The sequence below is a fragment of the Citrobacter sp. Cu096 genome (assembly GCF_030332285.1).
Lineage (GTDB): Bacteria > Pseudomonadota > Gammaproteobacteria > Enterobacterales > Enterobacteriaceae > Citrobacter > Citrobacter meridianamericanus.
The window spans coordinates 638,146-653,836 of record NZ_JAOWID010000030.1; the positions used below are offsets into that span (position 1 = coordinate 638,146).

The 15,691-nt window shown below is 52.4% G+C and carries 18 protein-coding genes; 2 read left to right on the forward strand and 16 right to left on the reverse strand.

Features of this window, described 5'->3' with window-relative positions; translation table 11 throughout:
- Window position 1: 1 nt before the first annotated feature.
- Genes pduS through pduA form a run of 16 tightly spaced genes read right to left on the reverse strand, consistent with a single transcriptional unit; the run spans window position 2 to window position 13,240 of the window.
- Window positions 2-1,357, reverse strand: a complete 1,356-nt coding sequence (gene pduS, locus OGX99_RS17285; protein WP_151219726.1) for a cobalamin reductase PduS — start codon at window positions 1,355-1,357, stop codon at window positions 2-4.
- Entirely contained in the window at window positions 1,354-2,466 is a 1,113-nt protein-coding gene (locus tag OGX99_RS17290) for a 1-propanol dehydrogenase PduQ (RefSeq protein ID WP_286544396.1), read from the reverse strand. The genes pduS and OGX99_RS17290 overlap by 4 nt, the downstream gene beginning before the upstream one ends.
- A gap of 10 nt (window positions 2,467-2,476) precedes the next feature.
- Window positions 2,477-3,862: a CoA-acylating propionaldehyde dehydrogenase PduP gene (gene pduP / locus OGX99_RS17295; protein WP_252837712.1), complete on the reverse strand. Its 1,386-nt coding sequence runs from the start codon at window positions 3,860-3,862 to the stop codon at window positions 2,477-2,479.
- On the reverse strand, window positions 3,859-4,866 hold the full coding sequence (pduO, locus tag OGX99_RS17300) for a two-domain cob(I)yrinic acid a,c-diamide adenosyltransferase PduO (protein WP_151219723.1): 1,008 nt from the start codon (window positions 4,864-4,866) through the stop codon (window positions 3,859-3,861). Before pduO ends, pduP begins: the two co-directional genes overlap by 4 nt.
- Window positions 4,867-4,874: 8 nt before the next feature.
- Entirely contained in the window at window positions 4,875-5,150 is a 276-nt protein-coding gene (locus OGX99_RS17305) for a EutN/CcmL family microcompartment protein (protein ID WP_252837710.1), read from the reverse strand.
- A gap of 3 nt (window positions 5,151-5,153) precedes the next feature.
- Window positions 5,154-5,645, reverse strand: a complete 492-nt coding sequence (gene pduM, locus OGX99_RS17310) for a microcompartment protein PduM (RefSeq protein WP_151219722.1) — start codon at window positions 5,643-5,645, stop codon at window positions 5,154-5,156.
- Window positions 5,642-6,274, reverse strand: coding sequence for a phosphate propanoyltransferase (locus OGX99_RS17315; RefSeq protein ID WP_210904622.1), 633 nt, complete (start codon window positions 6,272-6,274; stop codon window positions 5,642-5,644). Before OGX99_RS17315 ends, pduM begins: the two co-directional genes overlap by 4 nt.
- Window positions 6,274-6,738, reverse strand: coding sequence for a BMC domain-containing protein (locus OGX99_RS17320; RefSeq protein WP_286544402.1), 465 nt, complete (start codon window positions 6,736-6,738; stop codon window positions 6,274-6,276). The genes OGX99_RS17315 and OGX99_RS17320 overlap by 1 nt, the downstream gene beginning before the upstream one ends.
- A 24-nt stretch (window positions 6,739-6,762) precedes the next feature.
- Complete coding sequence (gene pduJ / locus OGX99_RS17325; protein ID WP_001057752.1) at window positions 6,763-7,038, reverse strand: propanediol utilization microcompartment protein PduJ; 276 nt, start codon at window positions 7,036-7,038, stop codon at window positions 6,763-6,765.
- Between the two features lie 19 nt (window positions 7,039-7,057).
- Window positions 7,058-7,408 (reverse strand): glycerol dehydratase reactivase beta/small subunit family protein, encoded by a 351-nt coding sequence (locus OGX99_RS17330; protein ID WP_151219720.1) that lies wholly within the window; start codon window positions 7,406-7,408, stop codon window positions 7,058-7,060.
- Window positions 7,398-9,230: a diol dehydratase reactivase subunit alpha gene (locus OGX99_RS17335; protein WP_187252221.1), complete on the reverse strand. Its 1,833-nt coding sequence runs from the start codon at window positions 9,228-9,230 to the stop codon at window positions 7,398-7,400. The genes OGX99_RS17330 and OGX99_RS17335 overlap by 11 nt, the downstream gene beginning before the upstream one ends.
- A 15-nt stretch (window positions 9,231-9,245) precedes the next feature.
- A complete protein-coding gene (gene pduE / locus OGX99_RS17340; protein WP_151224677.1) occupies window positions 9,246-9,764 on the reverse strand; it encodes a propanediol dehydratase small subunit PduE in 519 nt (172 codons plus the stop codon).
- Window positions 9,765-9,778: 14 nt separating this feature from the next.
- On the reverse strand, window positions 9,779-10,453 hold the full coding sequence (gene pduD / locus OGX99_RS17345) for a propanediol dehydratase medium subunit PduD (RefSeq protein WP_286544405.1): 675 nt from the start codon (window positions 10,451-10,453) through the stop codon (window positions 9,779-9,781).
- A gap of 10 nt (window positions 10,454-10,463) precedes the next feature.
- Window positions 10,464-12,128 carry a propanediol dehydratase large subunit PduC gene (pduC, locus tag OGX99_RS17350; protein WP_003030249.1) on the reverse strand — a complete coding sequence of 555 codons (1,665 nt, stop codon included), beginning with the start codon at window positions 12,126-12,128 and terminating at the stop codon, window positions 10,464-10,466.
- A gap of 18 nt (window positions 12,129-12,146) precedes the next feature.
- Window positions 12,147-12,959: a propanediol utilization microcompartment protein PduB gene (pduB, locus tag OGX99_RS17355; protein WP_151219718.1), complete on the reverse strand. Its 813-nt coding sequence runs from the start codon at window positions 12,957-12,959 to the stop codon at window positions 12,147-12,149.
- On the reverse strand, window positions 12,959-13,240 hold the full coding sequence (gene pduA, locus OGX99_RS17360; RefSeq protein WP_003030255.1) for a propanediol utilization microcompartment protein PduA: 282 nt from the start codon (window positions 13,238-13,240) through the stop codon (window positions 12,959-12,961). The genes pduB and pduA overlap by 1 nt, the downstream gene beginning before the upstream one ends.
- 525 nt (window positions 13,241-13,765) lie before the next feature.
- On the opposite strand from pduA, the gene pduF reads away from it, so the two are divergent.
- The gene (gene pduF / locus OGX99_RS17365; protein ID WP_151219717.1) at window positions 13,766-14,575 is read left to right on the forward strand and encodes a propanediol diffusion facilitator PduF; all 810 of its coding nucleotides are present in this window, start codon (window positions 13,766-13,768) and stop codon (window positions 14,573-14,575) included.
- Between the two features lie 200 nt (window positions 14,576-14,775).
- A complete protein-coding gene (gene pocR / locus OGX99_RS17370) occupies window positions 14,776-15,687 on the forward strand; it encodes a transcriptional regulator PocR (protein ID WP_151219716.1) in 912 nt (303 codons plus the stop codon).
- The last annotated feature ends 4 nt before the right edge of the window (window positions 15,688-15,691 follow it).

Below are 15,691 nucleotides of genomic sequence, written 5' to 3' on the forward strand. Positions count from 1 at the left end.
ATTAACCTCTTATGACCGTGATGGATTGTTCAGTAATTTCGCTGACAATACCGTCAATACTGGCGTGGACAGGCGCGCCTAATGCACCGGACGGCACATCGGCCACGCATTGACCGCGAACAACGCGTTCGCCTTGCTGTACACATGGAATGGCGCTGGCACCAATATGCTGGCGCAGCAACAGCGTCGTTTTATCTGTGGGAAAATCAGTTTCAGCCAGTGGTGCATCCTGATACCAGTCGCTAAGGCCCAACTTAGCCACAAGGCGTTTAACCGGGATCAGCCGGTACTTCGCCATTTCATCCTCAGGATTTAGCGGTCCTTCATAACGATGGTTGAGCGCCCGTAGCTCGCGTTTAAGCATGCGGTTGATTCGCATCGGCGAAATTCCAACCGGACAGGCGACGCTTTCACATACATTGCATTCTGAGCAGGTCAGCGCCGTGAGCAGCAACTGCGGTGTGGCTGCCTGCTGATAATTAACTGCGCGAACCAGCAGGTGAGGTGACAACTCATGGCCAATCAAGTGCCTTGGGCACAAATCCGTACACAAACGGCACTGTTCGCAAACGGTTTTTGCGACGGAAAGCACGGTACGTTCATCCTGCATCCGCCGCTGAATCAACGCATGAGATTTTGGCAAAACCAGCAGGCCCCCGGTGGTCTTGCTGACAGGGGTATCCAGAGAGGTAATCAGGCCGCCCATCATCGGACCACCGTTAATAAAGCCGGGGTCGTCGACGGTTGAACCACCGGCCAGTGCCAGAACGTCACGTAAAGACATGCCGACTGGGACGGTGAGAGTGATTGGTCTGGCGACCGCGCCGTTAACGGTCAGAGTACGACGGGTAACGGGGTATTGCTGCTCCACCGCTCTGGCGATGTTGAGCACGGTCTGGACGTTATTGACCACCACGCCGACGCTGACCGGCAACGCGGCAGGTGGAACTCTCCGACCTGTTGCCATCCAGATGGTCAGAACCTCGTCACCTGCCGGGTAGACATCAGGCAAAATATGTAAGCGGATGCTGGCAGGCAGAAGGGGCGTTAACGCATTGATAGCCTTCTGGTATTTCTCTTTGAGCGCAATAATACCGCCACTGGCGCCGGTAGCCGTCATGGCATATTGAACGCCGCGGATAAGCCGCTCAGCCTGGACGGCCATCAATTGCTGGTCAACTTTCAGCATCGGCTCACATTCTGCTGCATTGACCAGAAAAGTATCGACCTGCGCCTGTAATTTTACGTGAGCAGGAAAGCCCGCGCCTCCAGCCCCGACAACACCCGCTGCGCGAACGCGTTCGCGAATTGTCTGTGCATCATAAAGCGTGGACTCTGCCGTCATGGCTGTCTTCATAATAATTCCTCAAGCAGTTCCTGCATGGCATTAGCGTCAGCAACACGAGGATTGGTTTGCAGCGTGACGTCAGCCAGCGCGGCCTGAACCATCGACGGTATACGTTGTGACCAGATTTGCTTTCCGTCTTTAAGCGCGTCATTCAATGAAGGTAACGCACACTGTTTTTTGAGTAGCTCGATATGATGAATCAGTGCGTTCAGTGCCGCCGTATCGTTCGCGTTATTCGGGCATAAGTGGCAGGCTTTAGCGAAACGGGCATAGCGCTTTACGGCCCGGGGATCGCGTGCATTAAAATGAATGACATGGGTCAGCAGCAGCGCATTGGCGAGTCCGTGGGGCAGATGAAACTGGCCGCCCAACTGATGGGCAATCGCATGATTGATACCCAGTCCAGCCTGACTAAATGCCATTCCCGCGAGCGTTGACGCGTTATGCATTTTTCCTCTGGTTGCCAGGCAGTCACCTTTGCTGACGGCGACAGGCAGGTACTGGAAGACGATTTGTGCCGCTTTCTCAGCCAGCGCGTCGGTAAAGTCGCTGGCCTTCGTGGATACGTAAGCTTCCAGCGCGTGTGTTAACACGTCCATGCCGGTATTCGCGGTGATGGCTGGCGGTACGCTGACGACCAGCGTCGGATCGAGGATGGCCATGTCCGGGTAAAGCGCATTATTGAATAATGGATACTTAATGCCTTTGTCCGGATCGCTAATCACGCAGGCGCTGGTCACCTCCGATCCCGTGCCGCTGGTAGTAGGGATTGCGACACAGGTTTCAATTTCGATACCGAACTGTCGGCTGAACCAGACGATGGCTTTTGCGGCATCAAGAGCTGAGCCTCCACCAAAACCAATCACCACGTCCGGTCGTAGAGACTGCATTTGCGCAATCCCTTGCACTACCGTGCTAATGGTGGGATCGGGAGTGATATCGCTGAAAATGCTGATGCGGTTATCCGCTGGCAGAGCGTCGCGCAGCTTTTCAATCAGGGGAGAACGCGCGAGAAAACCATCGCAAATAATCCAGATATGCTTATTTGTAAAGCGCTTGAGCACATCCAGACTTCCCTGGCCGCTGTACAATCGAGTTTGCAGTGAAAAGCGTTTCATAACGGCTCCATTAGCGAATAGAAAAACCGTTTGTTAGCACGCAACGACGAGAGCGTGCGAAGGTGCGCGCAGATGTCGTTCCTTCACCGGTTGGGGTCGCGATGGTGAAGGTGGTAAAGCCTTCCCCACCCACGCCAATCCCGGCGTAAGAAGGACCATTTTTCACAAAAATGGAGGTCTGAAGCGTGCGCGCGGCAAGATTCAAACGGGACACATTTTGTGAGTGCATAATGGCGGTGTGATGCAGTCCCTCTTCAACCTTCAGGGCCAACGTTAACGCACTGTCAAAATCGCTCACCGTAACGACGGGGAGCATTGGCATCAGTTGCTCGCTGGTAACCCACGGGTCGTCAGCCTTGACGATACCTATCAATAATCGCGGTGCTTTTGCAGGAACCGGTATTCCCGCGGCTTCCAGTAAACTCGCTGGGCTTTTTCCGACCAGCTTTTTATTGGCCATGCCTTCTGGCAGACAAGCTGTGCGCAGTTTGTCTACCTCTTCGCTATTGAGAAGCATCGCGCCAAATGACTGCATTTGTTGAACCAGGCGTTCGGCAACGGCATCAACAACGATCAGGCTCTTCTCAGCAATGCAGGGGAGATTGTAATCAAAGGATGCGCCGTTGATGATATCTTCCGCCGCCTTAACCAGGTCGGCTGTTTCATCAACAATGCAGGGCGGATTACCTGCGCCTGCGCCAATGACTTTTTTCCCGCTTTTCATGCCCATAGCAACAATGCCAGGGCCACCGGTAATCGCCAGAACTGCGATTTTAGGGTGCGCCATCATTTGCTGGGTAGCTTCAAAAGTGGGTTCTGTGACTGTGACGACAAGATTCCGGATCCCACAGCAGCGGAAGGCAATATCTTCAATCATGGCAATTAGCTTCAGTGAAACCGCTTTAGCACCCGGATGCGGGCTAAAATAAACGCTGTTTCCCGCAGCCAGCATACTGATGCTGTTGTTAATAATGGTTTCTGTCGGGTTAGTACTTGGGGCAACGGAGCCAATCACGCCAAACGGTGAATACTCAAATAACACCATGCCGCCGTCGCCAGTTAGCGCCGTGGTAGTGAGATCTTCGATACCCGGGGTGTTGTCCAGCGCAGCTTTGTTTTTGAGGAATTTATCCTCTTTGTTACCCATTCCGGTTTCGGCAGCACTCTCGGCAGCCAGTGAAGCCAGGTGAGGCGTCAGTTCTTCTCGCAGGGCATTAATGATGGCGCTGCGGGTTTTCAATGGACATTGCTGATAACGCAGAAAAGCCTGATGCGCGGCATCAATCGCTTCGTCAACGGAAGGGTAAATTCCATTACCCTTAACTTCTGCTTTTGCCGGGGCGAGTTGTTCACTCAAAATGTTACGAATAAGCGTTTCAAGTTCTGAAGTATTCATTGATGTGTTCTCACGTTAATCGCCGCAATGGCCGTTTCTGCAATATCCATATCCTGCTCAACGCTTCCCCCGCTGATGCCAAGACCCCCAAGGAGTAAACCCTCGCGCCATAACGCGTACCCGCCACCGAAAGTGACGACTTTTCCCTGCATATGGCTTTCCAGACCGTAAAGCGCAGCGCCCGGCTGCACTGCTGATGTCAGCTCGTGCGTGGCGGTTTTCATCGCCACGGCGGTCCAGGCTTTTTTCGGTGCCAGTTCGCTACTGACGAGCAATGCGTCAGGCATGCGCCAGGTCACCGTTTGAGTTCCGTTTGCATCAACAATGCAAATGACGACCGGAACCTGAATTTCTTCTGCTCTCGCCACCGCAGCGCGAGTCAGTTGGTGGAGCTCCTGAAAAGACAGTGACATAGTCGGCTCCCTGTTGGCTGAACGACGGATGGCTGCAAGATAGCGCTCCGACACTTTCTGAATAATGTCGTTTTGATGGGCGTCGTGATCTTCTGCTCGTGCGAGCGCATATAAGCAGTCAGACAGGCGATTGATATAACGCATCAGCACGTGTCTGACGGAGATCCCAGTGGAGAGTTCGACCAGTCTCCGCTCTGCGCGACGAGCCAGCGTGCGGGCAAAGTGCAGACGGCTGGCGGCCTCACTACGGCCAGGTAAAATAAAGCTGCGTAGGGGCGGTACTCTCCCCATTGCGGTATCAATGGCGGTTTCCAGCGCCGCAATTTCTTCTGAGCTGATGTAGCGCTGTTCTGGCGTTGGCTGTTCGCTCTCGCTTGCCAGTTCGGCGCTAAACCAGAAAAGCTGCAGTTGAATATTTTCAAGTAACTGGCGGTGCTGCGGGTTTTTCGCCGCGCAAACGCACAGGCTGAGTGCCGCATTAAGTTCATCCAGCGTACCGTAAGCCTCGACGCGCGGATGCGTTTTACTCACGCGTTGTCCGGTAAAGAGAGCTGTTGTGCCGGCATCGCCAGTGCGGGTATAAATCGCCATAGTTCCTCCTAACGAGAAAGCGTGTCGACAATGCCGACGATAGCCAGATCGATGGCCTCATTAGGGCCGGTAAAAACGTGTCTGGCGCTGGAGCCGCTGCTGAGTAACACCAGTTCTCCAGTTCCTGCGCCGACAGAATCAACGGCGACTTCATCTCCACTCACAGGGGATGCGGGAAGCTCTCCGTCAGCACTCACCCGACGTACCAGCAACAGTTTTTTTCCCACCAGTGATGGAGATTTTTGCGTGGAAACCACAACGCCTGTAACCCGGGCCAGATGCATAGCTCACTCCTGCTTAATTAATTGGACTTTTCGCGTACCGACCGCTTCCTGAGCCAGAGCCGTCACGACACATCGACGGCGTAGTACCAGTACGCCACCCTTCAATTGGGCGACGTCGGCATAGCTGAGAAGCTTTTCAGGATGCAACACGATAATTCGCCCCAGCTCGTCACTGAACTCCAGTGGCAGACGCGCGAGCTTTTTCACGGGGATTGCGGGTAACAACCGGTGTTGCAACGAAATTTTCACGCGGACTCCGCATGCCAGTGCTTCGTGGATCGTTACCACCGACATGTTGGCTTGGCAGCCATCGGCAATTTGCTCCAGTAAGGGCAGGTCGGCCTGCAGGAGATGGAGCGACGAGTATTGGCAGCATAATGTCCGTGGATCGATTTCCCGTAACTGCGCGACGCTAAGGGAGATCGTGCTTTCCGCGCGTTTTTTTAATCGGGAAACAACCTCCTCGATAATGCGTTGCAGCAGTTCGTTGTTCATCGTGAGGTCACCAGTGTGGCAAATGCCTGTGGATTATCAGCGCCTGCGGCATTGGCTTCGTCTGTATCGATATGCATCTCAAGGCGCATATCCGGCGAAACACGTACGGCGACGTTATCGAAAATCAGTCGACGTTCGTCGCCATTAATGGCAACAGAAACTTTATCTCCATGGGTAACTCGCAGTATCAGGGCATCGAGCGGCGACATATGGATATGCCGTTGGGCGACGATCACCCCGGATGCGATATCTAGCTCAGCAAATGGACTAACAAGGCGAATGCCTGGCGTGCCTTCGATATTGCCCGACATTCGCAGTGGGGCAGCAATTCCCAACGTGCGAGCGTCGGTACGAGAAATTTCGACCTGACTTTTGCTGCGCAGTGGGCCGAGTAAGCGCACATTTTTTAACTGACCTTTTGGTCCAACTAACGTGACAGTCTGCTCTGCCGCATATTGTCCTGGTTGCAACAGCCCCTTTTTCTCGCTAATGGGCTGATTAGGAAACAAGCGGCCATAATCTTCAGCGCAAAGATGAATGTGACGATTAGAGATCCCCAGCGGAATAGGGCGCTCGCGCATTTCATCCAGGACTTTAGTGACCGTTGTCTCCAGTTGCTGTTTATCCATTACGCTTCACCTCGTTTACCTGAGTGCAGACAAAGAGTGCGCGGCTCGCCCTTTTGACGAGGGCAGGCAGGGTCAAGACACAGATTGCAGCTAATCAACTCTGCTTCTTGCGGCGTTTCAGGCTCTGCATGATCCACAAACATCTCTTCCTGCGGTACAACTGGTGTGGGCTTCGGCGCTGGTTCAGATTGCGGAGTGACGCTATGTGGCAGAATACCTTCCCCGGGTCTGGATATGACTTTGTGAGCCACCAGCCCGTCACGTTGCTCAGCGAAACTGACCCCGGTGGAAATGGCCGCCTGAACGGAGGCCACATCCCCGATTATCTTGATCACCGTCCAGCCTGAGCCGTTGGTTTTTTCGAGGCCCACCAGCGTGATGGAGGCGGCTTTCGCCATGACGTCCGCGCAACTGATGGCTAATGCCAGACCACTAACTTCAAGTAATCCCAGTGATTGCTTCACGCTGTGCTCCTTGGTTGCTACGACTTATGCAGATTTAGGTAAAATGGCTTCAACGTCGCTATGCGGACGCGGGATAACGTGGCAGGATTTCACCTCGCCAACGGCGCTTGCTGCTGCGCTTCCTGCATCTACGGCAGCTTTCACTGCGCCGACATCGCCGCGAACCATAACGGTGATAAGGCCTGAGCCTATTTTTTCGTAACCAACCAACTGCACGTTTGCGGATTTCACCATGGCATCAGCGGCTTCAATAGCGCCGACAAGCCCTTTTGTTTCAACCAGTCCCAGTGCGTTATTCATACTGCTTTTCTCCTGTGGGTTATGAGTGGCATTCGCGGAAAGGAATGCCTTTAACCAGCCGCGCAGCGTTGTTACCAATGCTGCGGCGATCGTGGCTATTTTGTTGATACGTCAGCGTAAAAAGTGGCGCTGATGTAGGTAAGTTTTTGTAGTGCACAACCAGTTTTTCGTGACTGCAGCCAATACCAACCAGCAATGGCGATTGGCAGGCAGCCAGCCAAGCGTTGTGGATAACGTCAGTCGAATGGCTCTCCTGAATCACAAAGGGGATCCCTTCTTCTTCAATACCCAGCAACACGTCATTCCAGACGCCTGCGCAGTCGGCAGTAGTGAAGATAACGATGGCTGGCGTGGTCAGATTACTTTCCATGAGCGAATGCCTTGTACCAGGAGAGAATCAACCCTGTCGCAACCGCGTTGCGCGGACCTTCGGTGCCACGAATGTTGCCGCGCCCGGCAACCAGACGGTAATGTGCCAGCGCATCGGTGACCAGTTGTGGAACTTCGAAGTCCAGGGATGAACCGCCAACCAGCACGACAAAGGGAATATCCCGAATGTTCCCGGTCGGACTTACCTGACGCAGCGCTCTGAGCGCGTTGGTAACGAAAACGCGCTCCTTGGCGCTACGGCGAATGGCGCGAACTTTTTCTAGTGCCAGATCCCCTGGTAATGGCACTAGTTCATCGGGTTTCACAACGCACACGCGGGCAAAAACAGTTGGCGGAAGCGGGGTGGAAAAGAACTGGACGCTGCCATCTTCGTGGCGAAGATGGAACAAGCTTTCGACTTTCGCCAGCGGGTGCTTTTTAATCTCTTCTGCAAGATAACGATCATCCAGCCCTAGTTCACGGGCAATGATCATCGTGACCATATCGCCTGCCCCTGCCAGATGCGTGGCAATAATTTCGCCTTTCGGGTTGATGATGGAGGCATCTGTCGAACCCGCACCGAGGTCCAGAATAGCCAGTGGTCGCGTTGTGCCCGGAGTGGTTAAGGCTCCCAAAATGGCTGCCTCGGCTTCGGCGCCGCCTACCTGGACGTTAATGTTGAGCTTCTGCGTGATTTCCTGCGCAATCATCGCCATTTGCAAACGGTCTGATTTCACCATGGAGGCAATGCCGACAGCCTGTTCCAGCGAGAACTCACCGGCAAGCCCCCCCGTCACGCTGACGGGTACTGAGGTATCAACGGCCAGCAGATCCTGAATAAAAATTTCGTGGCTGGGTTTGTTGGTTAATTCAGCCATTGTCTGGCGCACATGCTCCAGCATGCCGCCAATATTGGTACCGGCTTCACCGGTGACGTTATCCAGTTTCGGGCATTCGCCAACCGCTTTCATAATCGCTTCAGCGCCTGCAGCCACGTCGACGCGCACGGTACGTCCCTGCGATTGCAGTTCCAGATTTCCAGCGGGAATGGCGCGTGCTTTCACATCACCTGACGGTGTTTTCACGACTACGGCAGAACGGTTGCCGATCAGTGCCCGTGCCATCGGGACAATGTTTTTAGTCTCGTCGGCATTGAGGCCAAAGACGGTTGCAATCCCGTAGGGATTAGAAAGGGTTTCAATGACCCTTCCCGGAACCGCGACCTCAATGGCGGCCAGCATCCCCAACGGAATGCGGTCGATATGAAGTACTTCATCTACGATGGGCATGGGATGAGTCAGACGATTACTGACCAACACGCCATCGTCCTGCTGCAAAATAACGCCAGTTAACTGGTATCCGGCGCGGACGGAGGCATTAATCATCGTGGCAACATCGGCGAAATCAAATGCTGATGACACTACCAGAATATAGGGCGTATCCGCCGGACGACTGAGCAGGTCCTCCGGCGTAATCGTAATGCCCACGCCTAGCCCGACGCCGCCCGGCGTTTTAGGGTTATGGCCGATCATGGTGGATTCAGTGATGATGGTTTCGGTGATCGTTTCCATCGCCACGTCGCCAATGACCGGGGTGGCCTCGTTAATGCGGATAAGCGAAATATCGCTGACATTGATTCCAGCGTTTTTAGCCGCCAGCGCAAGTGCCTCCTGAATGCCAAACACATTACGCAATGTGCCCTTAATCCCGGTGGTTTCCGCCAGCGCGCTGCCAGTGATGCTCAGTGCGCCAGAATCATCCAGGGTAGCCAGAGCGACTTCCGTGGATGAGTTGCCTATGTCAATGCCAGCTATATATCGCATGATCCTGTCCCTGAGTTAGTCGTCGCCTTTGAGTTTTTTACGCTCAACGTACAGCGCTGCCGCTTCACGAACGAAAGCTGCGCAGATCTTTGCCTGATAACGGTTTTCGAGATCGTCGGCGATGGCCATCAGCTCGTCTTTCGTTGAGCGGTACGGACGCAGCGCGTTGTAGATCTCCAGAATGCGGTCGTCAGGTACGGCGGTTAGCTCAGCGGCGCGTTCGAAGTTCATCGCCAGCCTGTCACGTCCGGCATCTTTAGCGATTTCCGCCTGAAGGCGCAGCGTTTCAGGGGTAATGCGCATGTCCTGCGCTGTTACTTTGTTGCTCAGAACATTTTCGAGCGTGAACTCATCCAGGGTTTTGTTGGTCGCGGTTTTTACCCACTCAGGATGTTTATTCGCGAGAGGGTAGTCCGAGACTTTCGCAGTATGTGCTGATGAACTCGCCGTGGCCGGAGTCGTGGACTCTCCCTGCAGGCTGTTCATCCGGCTCAGCACATCCCGAACCATCGATTCAATTGCGTCGGTATTCATGGAGTTATCCTTTATCAAAGCGCCACGCGCAGTTCCTGCGGGTTCTTGCCCGTCACGACGTATTTGGTCTCTTTAATGTGCAGAATGGCTGATTTCGCCTGGTACTTAGGACGGGCCATCTGATCATTCAGCGTAGGGACCGGTTGCGGAGATTCACGCTTGGCATAACGTGCGGCGTTTTTACCGATCTGACGATAGGTTTCCAGCGTCAAAAGCGGTGCCTGAGGGAACAGCTCCAGGTTAGAAAGCGGTGGTAATCCCTGTTGGTGAATAACCGTGGTGCCTTTTGACTGGATGCCGATAGAGATCCCAGAACCACTCAGACGATTACCCTCCACGGCAACAAACGCCACATCAGAGGATTTAAAGCAGCGGATAACGCGCGCTTTAATGCCTTCTTCTTCAATACCGGCAATCACTTCGCGCAAGATATTTTTGTGCGGTATTCCCACGATATTGACGGTTTGTGACAGACCAAACGCTGGCCCTACGGCGATAATCACTTCGTCCTGCTGCTGGCCCTGTTTGGCTTCGCCAATCTCAGTCAGAAAACTGTCACCTTGTACCGCAGCAGCCTGTGGTGTGCTGGCCACTGTCGCTGAGCGGAAGGAGACGGGTTTGTCGCTGGTCTGCATTTCCGACAGTACGTCTTCAATTATCTGGCGTAGCAGCTTTTCATTGATTTCCATTTTTCACCCCTTAGCCAAGTTCGTTGGGATCAAGTGCGCCAGGGATGTTTTTGATCTCTTCCCAGCGTTCGCCTTGCAAGCGATAACCTGTTGCCGGACCGGCATAGTCATTGACGTCATTTACTGCGGACAGCACCTGTCCGTCGCCAACGATAATGGCGGAGGTATGCAGATAATCCCCGGTTAACTTTGCTTTCTGGATGTTGAGCATGTCCTGAGCGACATCGGTAAACCCGCCCTGAGCAAGGGCTTTCACCACTTCCAGACCGTTACGGTTTTTATTGATGATCTCTTGCGCAAACTTAATGTCTTCAACAATGTTTCGCTCCGGCATATCTTTCGAACCGTGGGCGTAGGTTGCAGCTTCCACTTCTTCATCGGTAATAGGTGGTAATCCCATTCCGGCAAAGACGGCCTGTAGCGCGCGCGCTGCTTTGTTGCGAATGGCGATAACGTCTTCTTCACGAACAGGACGCAACCCACCGTCTACCTTCAGATCGCGCTGAAGAACGTTGTAGTCGTCAAAATCCTCGGCATCCTCGTTAGAACCCGCAAACATGTTGTCGTAGTTGGGCACTGCGGAATACCCGGAAGAGATGAAGTCAGTCCCGGGCAGGAACTGCATCAGCAGGCGCGCAGTACGGCGCATATCCGAGTGGGTAAAGGTCTGGTCGTTACTGGAGGCGCATTCCAGATCCAGAGAAGAACAGATCAGGTTTTCTGCCAGCACGGCGCGGATACCCGACGGTACAGCGGAAGGTACGCCGATGCAGCTTACAGAACCGTTTTGTAAACCCTGTACGCCAGCAGCTTTGGTGATGTAAATACAGCGGGCTTCCAGATAAAGCATCGATTTGCCTTCGGCATAACCCATTTGAACTTCTGAGCCAGAACCGGAGGTAAAGCGCATTTTCAGACCGCGGGAGGCGTAGGAAGAGGCGAGGAAGCCTTTCGACCATGGCGTGTCGTCGCCGTCAGTAAAGACGGGTTCTGTACCATAGACGGAGATTGTTTCTGCATAGCAGGTGTGGCCTAGCATGCCGAGTTTCAGTTCAGTCGCTTCTTCCAGTGAACACTGGGTTAACACGCCAGGACGCCCAACCTGTGAGCCGACTAACAGTGCAATGGCGTTAAATGGCGCATAACGCGCAACAGCAACGGTGGTTTCCTGTTCGTCAAACCCGCGCCATGCGCCTTCAGCGGCATCAGCTGCAATCTGCACCGGGTTATCTTTAACGTTAGTGACGTGTGCCTGTTGAGACGGGGTACGACGAGCGCGCATTTTCTGCATGGCCATCATCATCTCAACGACGTTCATATGTGACACTACTTCGACAATTTTTGCCGGTGTCATTGCGGTGGTTAGCGGCACAATATCTTTGCGCTTCACGTTAGGATCGCAAAGCATATTGGCCAGTTTGACCGAATCCATCGCCATAACTTCTTCCGCGCGGGCCAGGTTAATGCCATAGCGGGCAATAAAATGGTCAATTAGGTCAAATTCACTGGCGGATTTGCCGTCCAGTTCAGTGACTGTACCGTTGACGATTTTAATCGACGGTTTGGGGTCGTTCGGGCTTTCCATCGCAATGAAGCCTTCCTCGATCCACTCCTTAACGAAGCCGTCCTGATTCACAGGGCGCTTCGCCAGTGCTTCAAATCTTTTCGATCTCATGAATCAGCCTCACTGATATCAGATGTAGGACGGACGATCGTTTTTCGGCTCTGAGCCGAGAGTCCCGAGTACGGTTTTACCGATTTCGCGGGCGGAGATAACGGCCTGGCGAACCGCGCCGGAATCGCCTGAAATGACCAGGATAGCTTCGTTACTGAAGCTGGTGCCGTGGGCTGGGGAGCTGTAGGCCACAACTTCCACGTTGGCAGATTTCAGCGCCGTATCAGCCATCAGGACACCCACGGATGCTGGTGCGCCGACAATGATGCCGCAGGCTCGACCAATCGGTGCGCCAAAGGCTTTTTCCAGCGCATAGCTGGCGCGCGCGGTGTATTGCATCTCGATATGACCGGCTTCGTTGGCATAAACGTCGCCAAAGGTGCGATCCAACTCTTTCAGTGCAACTTCAATGCCGCGTTTCACGTCGGAAACATCGTTGCCGCCGAGAATAATCAGTGACCCATGACCTGCACCGCCTTTGGTATCACGTGGCAACTCGATGCTGACGACTTCAGTATTTGTGGCTTTTACCGCTTCATCGGCGGCCATGATGTGCGGGCCCGCACCTGTACGTGCGCCAAGGATGCCAATGGATCGATAACGTTTTTCAAGTTTCATCGCGTCCAGTAAGGCGCTATCTACGTTGGCGATTACCAGACCGACTGTGTCGCCAATCGCGGTACCGACAAACTCCGTTAAACTGCAGCTTTTCTCTGTCATAGCCGTTTCTCGTGTTGGAGGATTATTTTCAGGGATAGCTTGCTGTTCTGGCGTCGCCACGCGAGCAATCACCTGCGCCATGATCTGTTCAACCAGCTCATTGCTGCTCATTAGCTAATTCCCTTCGGTAAGATTTTTTCTACATCGGTATGAGGGCGTGGAATGACGTGTACGGCTTTCACTTCTCCCACGTTTCGGGCTGCGGCGGCACCAGCATCTGTTGCTGCTTTGACAGCGCCGACATCGCCGCGGACAATGACTGTTACCAGCCCCGAACCAATTTTTTCGTAGCCGACCAGCATTACATTGGCTGATTTCACCATTGCATCTGCGGCCTCTATGGCTGCAGTTAAGCCTTTGGTTTCTACCATTCCTAACGCTTCTTGTTGCATAAAGACCTCGCCTGGGTTGTCCCGATGTTCATGACTATAAAAAGAAGCGAGGAAAAAGAATGGCTGACTTGAAAGTATGAGTGAAAAAATAGTGAGGTTCTGGTGATATAAAATTGCTGTTATTTATTTTATAGTGTTGTTTTTATTGAATATATTATGAAATGCTGATGTGATTATTTGGCTATGTTAATTCCATATTTACACTTTTTAACGTGACAGGTGAAATATCATTTGCTATGCGGGGGGGATGAATTTGTGACGGTTATCTGAAAACAAGATTATGCTATTGGCAATATTTTATTATTTTTAAAATGTACATGTAATAGAGGAATTCCACGTCATCTGGCTTTGTTTAATAAAAGTGATCGCAAGAATTTGCTATCGCAACACGATTTTGAAAGTCATATCGCCCGCAGATTGCCAACAATTTGCCGACATGGCTTTTTATAGTAAGCCTCGAAGTATTCTACTTGCCAGCAAGGAGTCCGCTGGTAAAGACACGAACTCTGCTTAGAAGGTGTCACAATGAACGATTCACTAAAAGCGCAATGCATTGCTGAGTTTTTGGGTACCGGGCTGTTTTTGTTTTTTGGAATTGGATGCCTGAGCGCCCTGAAAGTCGCAGGTGCCAGCCTGGGATTGTGGGAGATCTGCATCATATGGGGTCTGGGGATCTCGCTTGCAGTTTACCTGACGGCCGGAATTTCTGGTGCACATCTCAATCCTGCTATTACTATCGCTCTGTGGTTATTTGCCTGCTTTCCGGGGCGCAAGGTTTTGCCTTATACCGTGGCTCAGGTCGCGGGGGCCTTCGGTGGCGCTCTGCTGGCTTATTTGCTCTATGGCAGTCTGTTTACCGAGTATGAATCAGCCCACCAGATGATACGCGGAAGTCTTGAAAGCCTGCAACTTGCCAGCATATTCAGTACTTATCCTGCCGCCGCGCTCAGTGTCTGGCAGGCCGCGCTGGTTGAAGTGGTGATTACCTCGATTCTGATGGGGATGATCATGGCGCTGACCGACGACGGTAACGGTGTTCCCAAGGGGCCGTTAGCGCCGTTGCTGATTGGTATTCTCGTTGCTGTTATCGGCGCATCCACCGGCCCGCTTACCGGATTTGCAATGAATCCGGCACGTGATTTTGGTCCTAAATTGTTTGCCTGGATGGCCGGATGGGGAGATGTCGCGATGACCGGCGGACGTGATATCCCATACTTCATTGTTCCGATTGTAGCCCCCATCATCGGCGCCTGCGCGGGTGCTGCAATTTATCGTTATTTTATTGGCAAAAATTTACCGTGTAATGCGTGTAAGCTGGAGGAAAATGAAAGCTAGCTTCACGGAAAAAGCTTATTTTTGAAAGGTAAAAACTGTTTTCGTGATCCGGTTTCCTGAACCGCTGAAAAAGTCTCCCAACAATGGGAGACTTTTGTTATGTTCGCTGATGACTTTCATCATTGCTCAGAATGGCAGGATGAAAATGAATGTGAATAATATGTTTCTTTATAACAATAAATTAACTGAGAGGTTTTATCATGATTTCTGCGAGTGCCCTGAACTCAGAACTCATTAATAAAATCGCACAGGATTTTGCACAGGCCACCAGTCTGGCCGTTGTGGTTGTCAATATTCACGGTGATGAAATTTCTGAGCTCTTTAATTTCACTCCTTTTTGCCAGTTGATGCGCCAGCATCCTCAGCACAGCACCCGTTGTCGTATGAGCGACCGCTGCGGAGGGCTGGAAGCGTCTAAATCCGATCAACCCTGTATCTATCGTTGTCATGCCGGACTTACTGATTTTTCCATTCCTCTGGTCATCGCGGGCCACCTGGTTGGGTTTGTGCTCTGTGGTCAGGTACGCTTAAGTAACGACGTTGGTCTGGTTGATATTCTCAACGTCGATGACCGCTGGCAAGCTGATCCCGAACTGGTCAATGAATTTCGAAATGTACCGGAAATGGACTATTCACGAGTCATCGCCTCAGCAGATCTGCTGAAACTCATTGTAGAAAACTGTCTTAAGAAACAACTTAATTTTGTCGTTATCAAAGACAATCCACAGCAGTCAGAGCCGGTACGCACTAACCGCAGTACCAATCCGCATGACAGTAAGATGAAAAAAGCCCTGCGCTATATTGATGCGCATTTATCAGACGAATTGCGTCTGGAAGATGTCGCCTCACATGTTTTCCTTAGCCCTTACTATTTCAGTAAATTGTTCAAAAAATATCAGGGTATCGGTTTTAACGCATGGGTAAACCAACAGAGAATGGCAAGTGCCAAAGAGTTGCTTTGCCACAGTGACTGGAGTATAGCCAGCATTGCGCGTAATTTAGGCTTTTCGCAAACCAGCTATTTTTGCAAGGTGTTCCGTCAAACGTATCAGGTTACGCCGCAGGCATTTCGCCAGCAAATAAATGTCATTTCACGCGGAGAGTCTGCGTAAATAG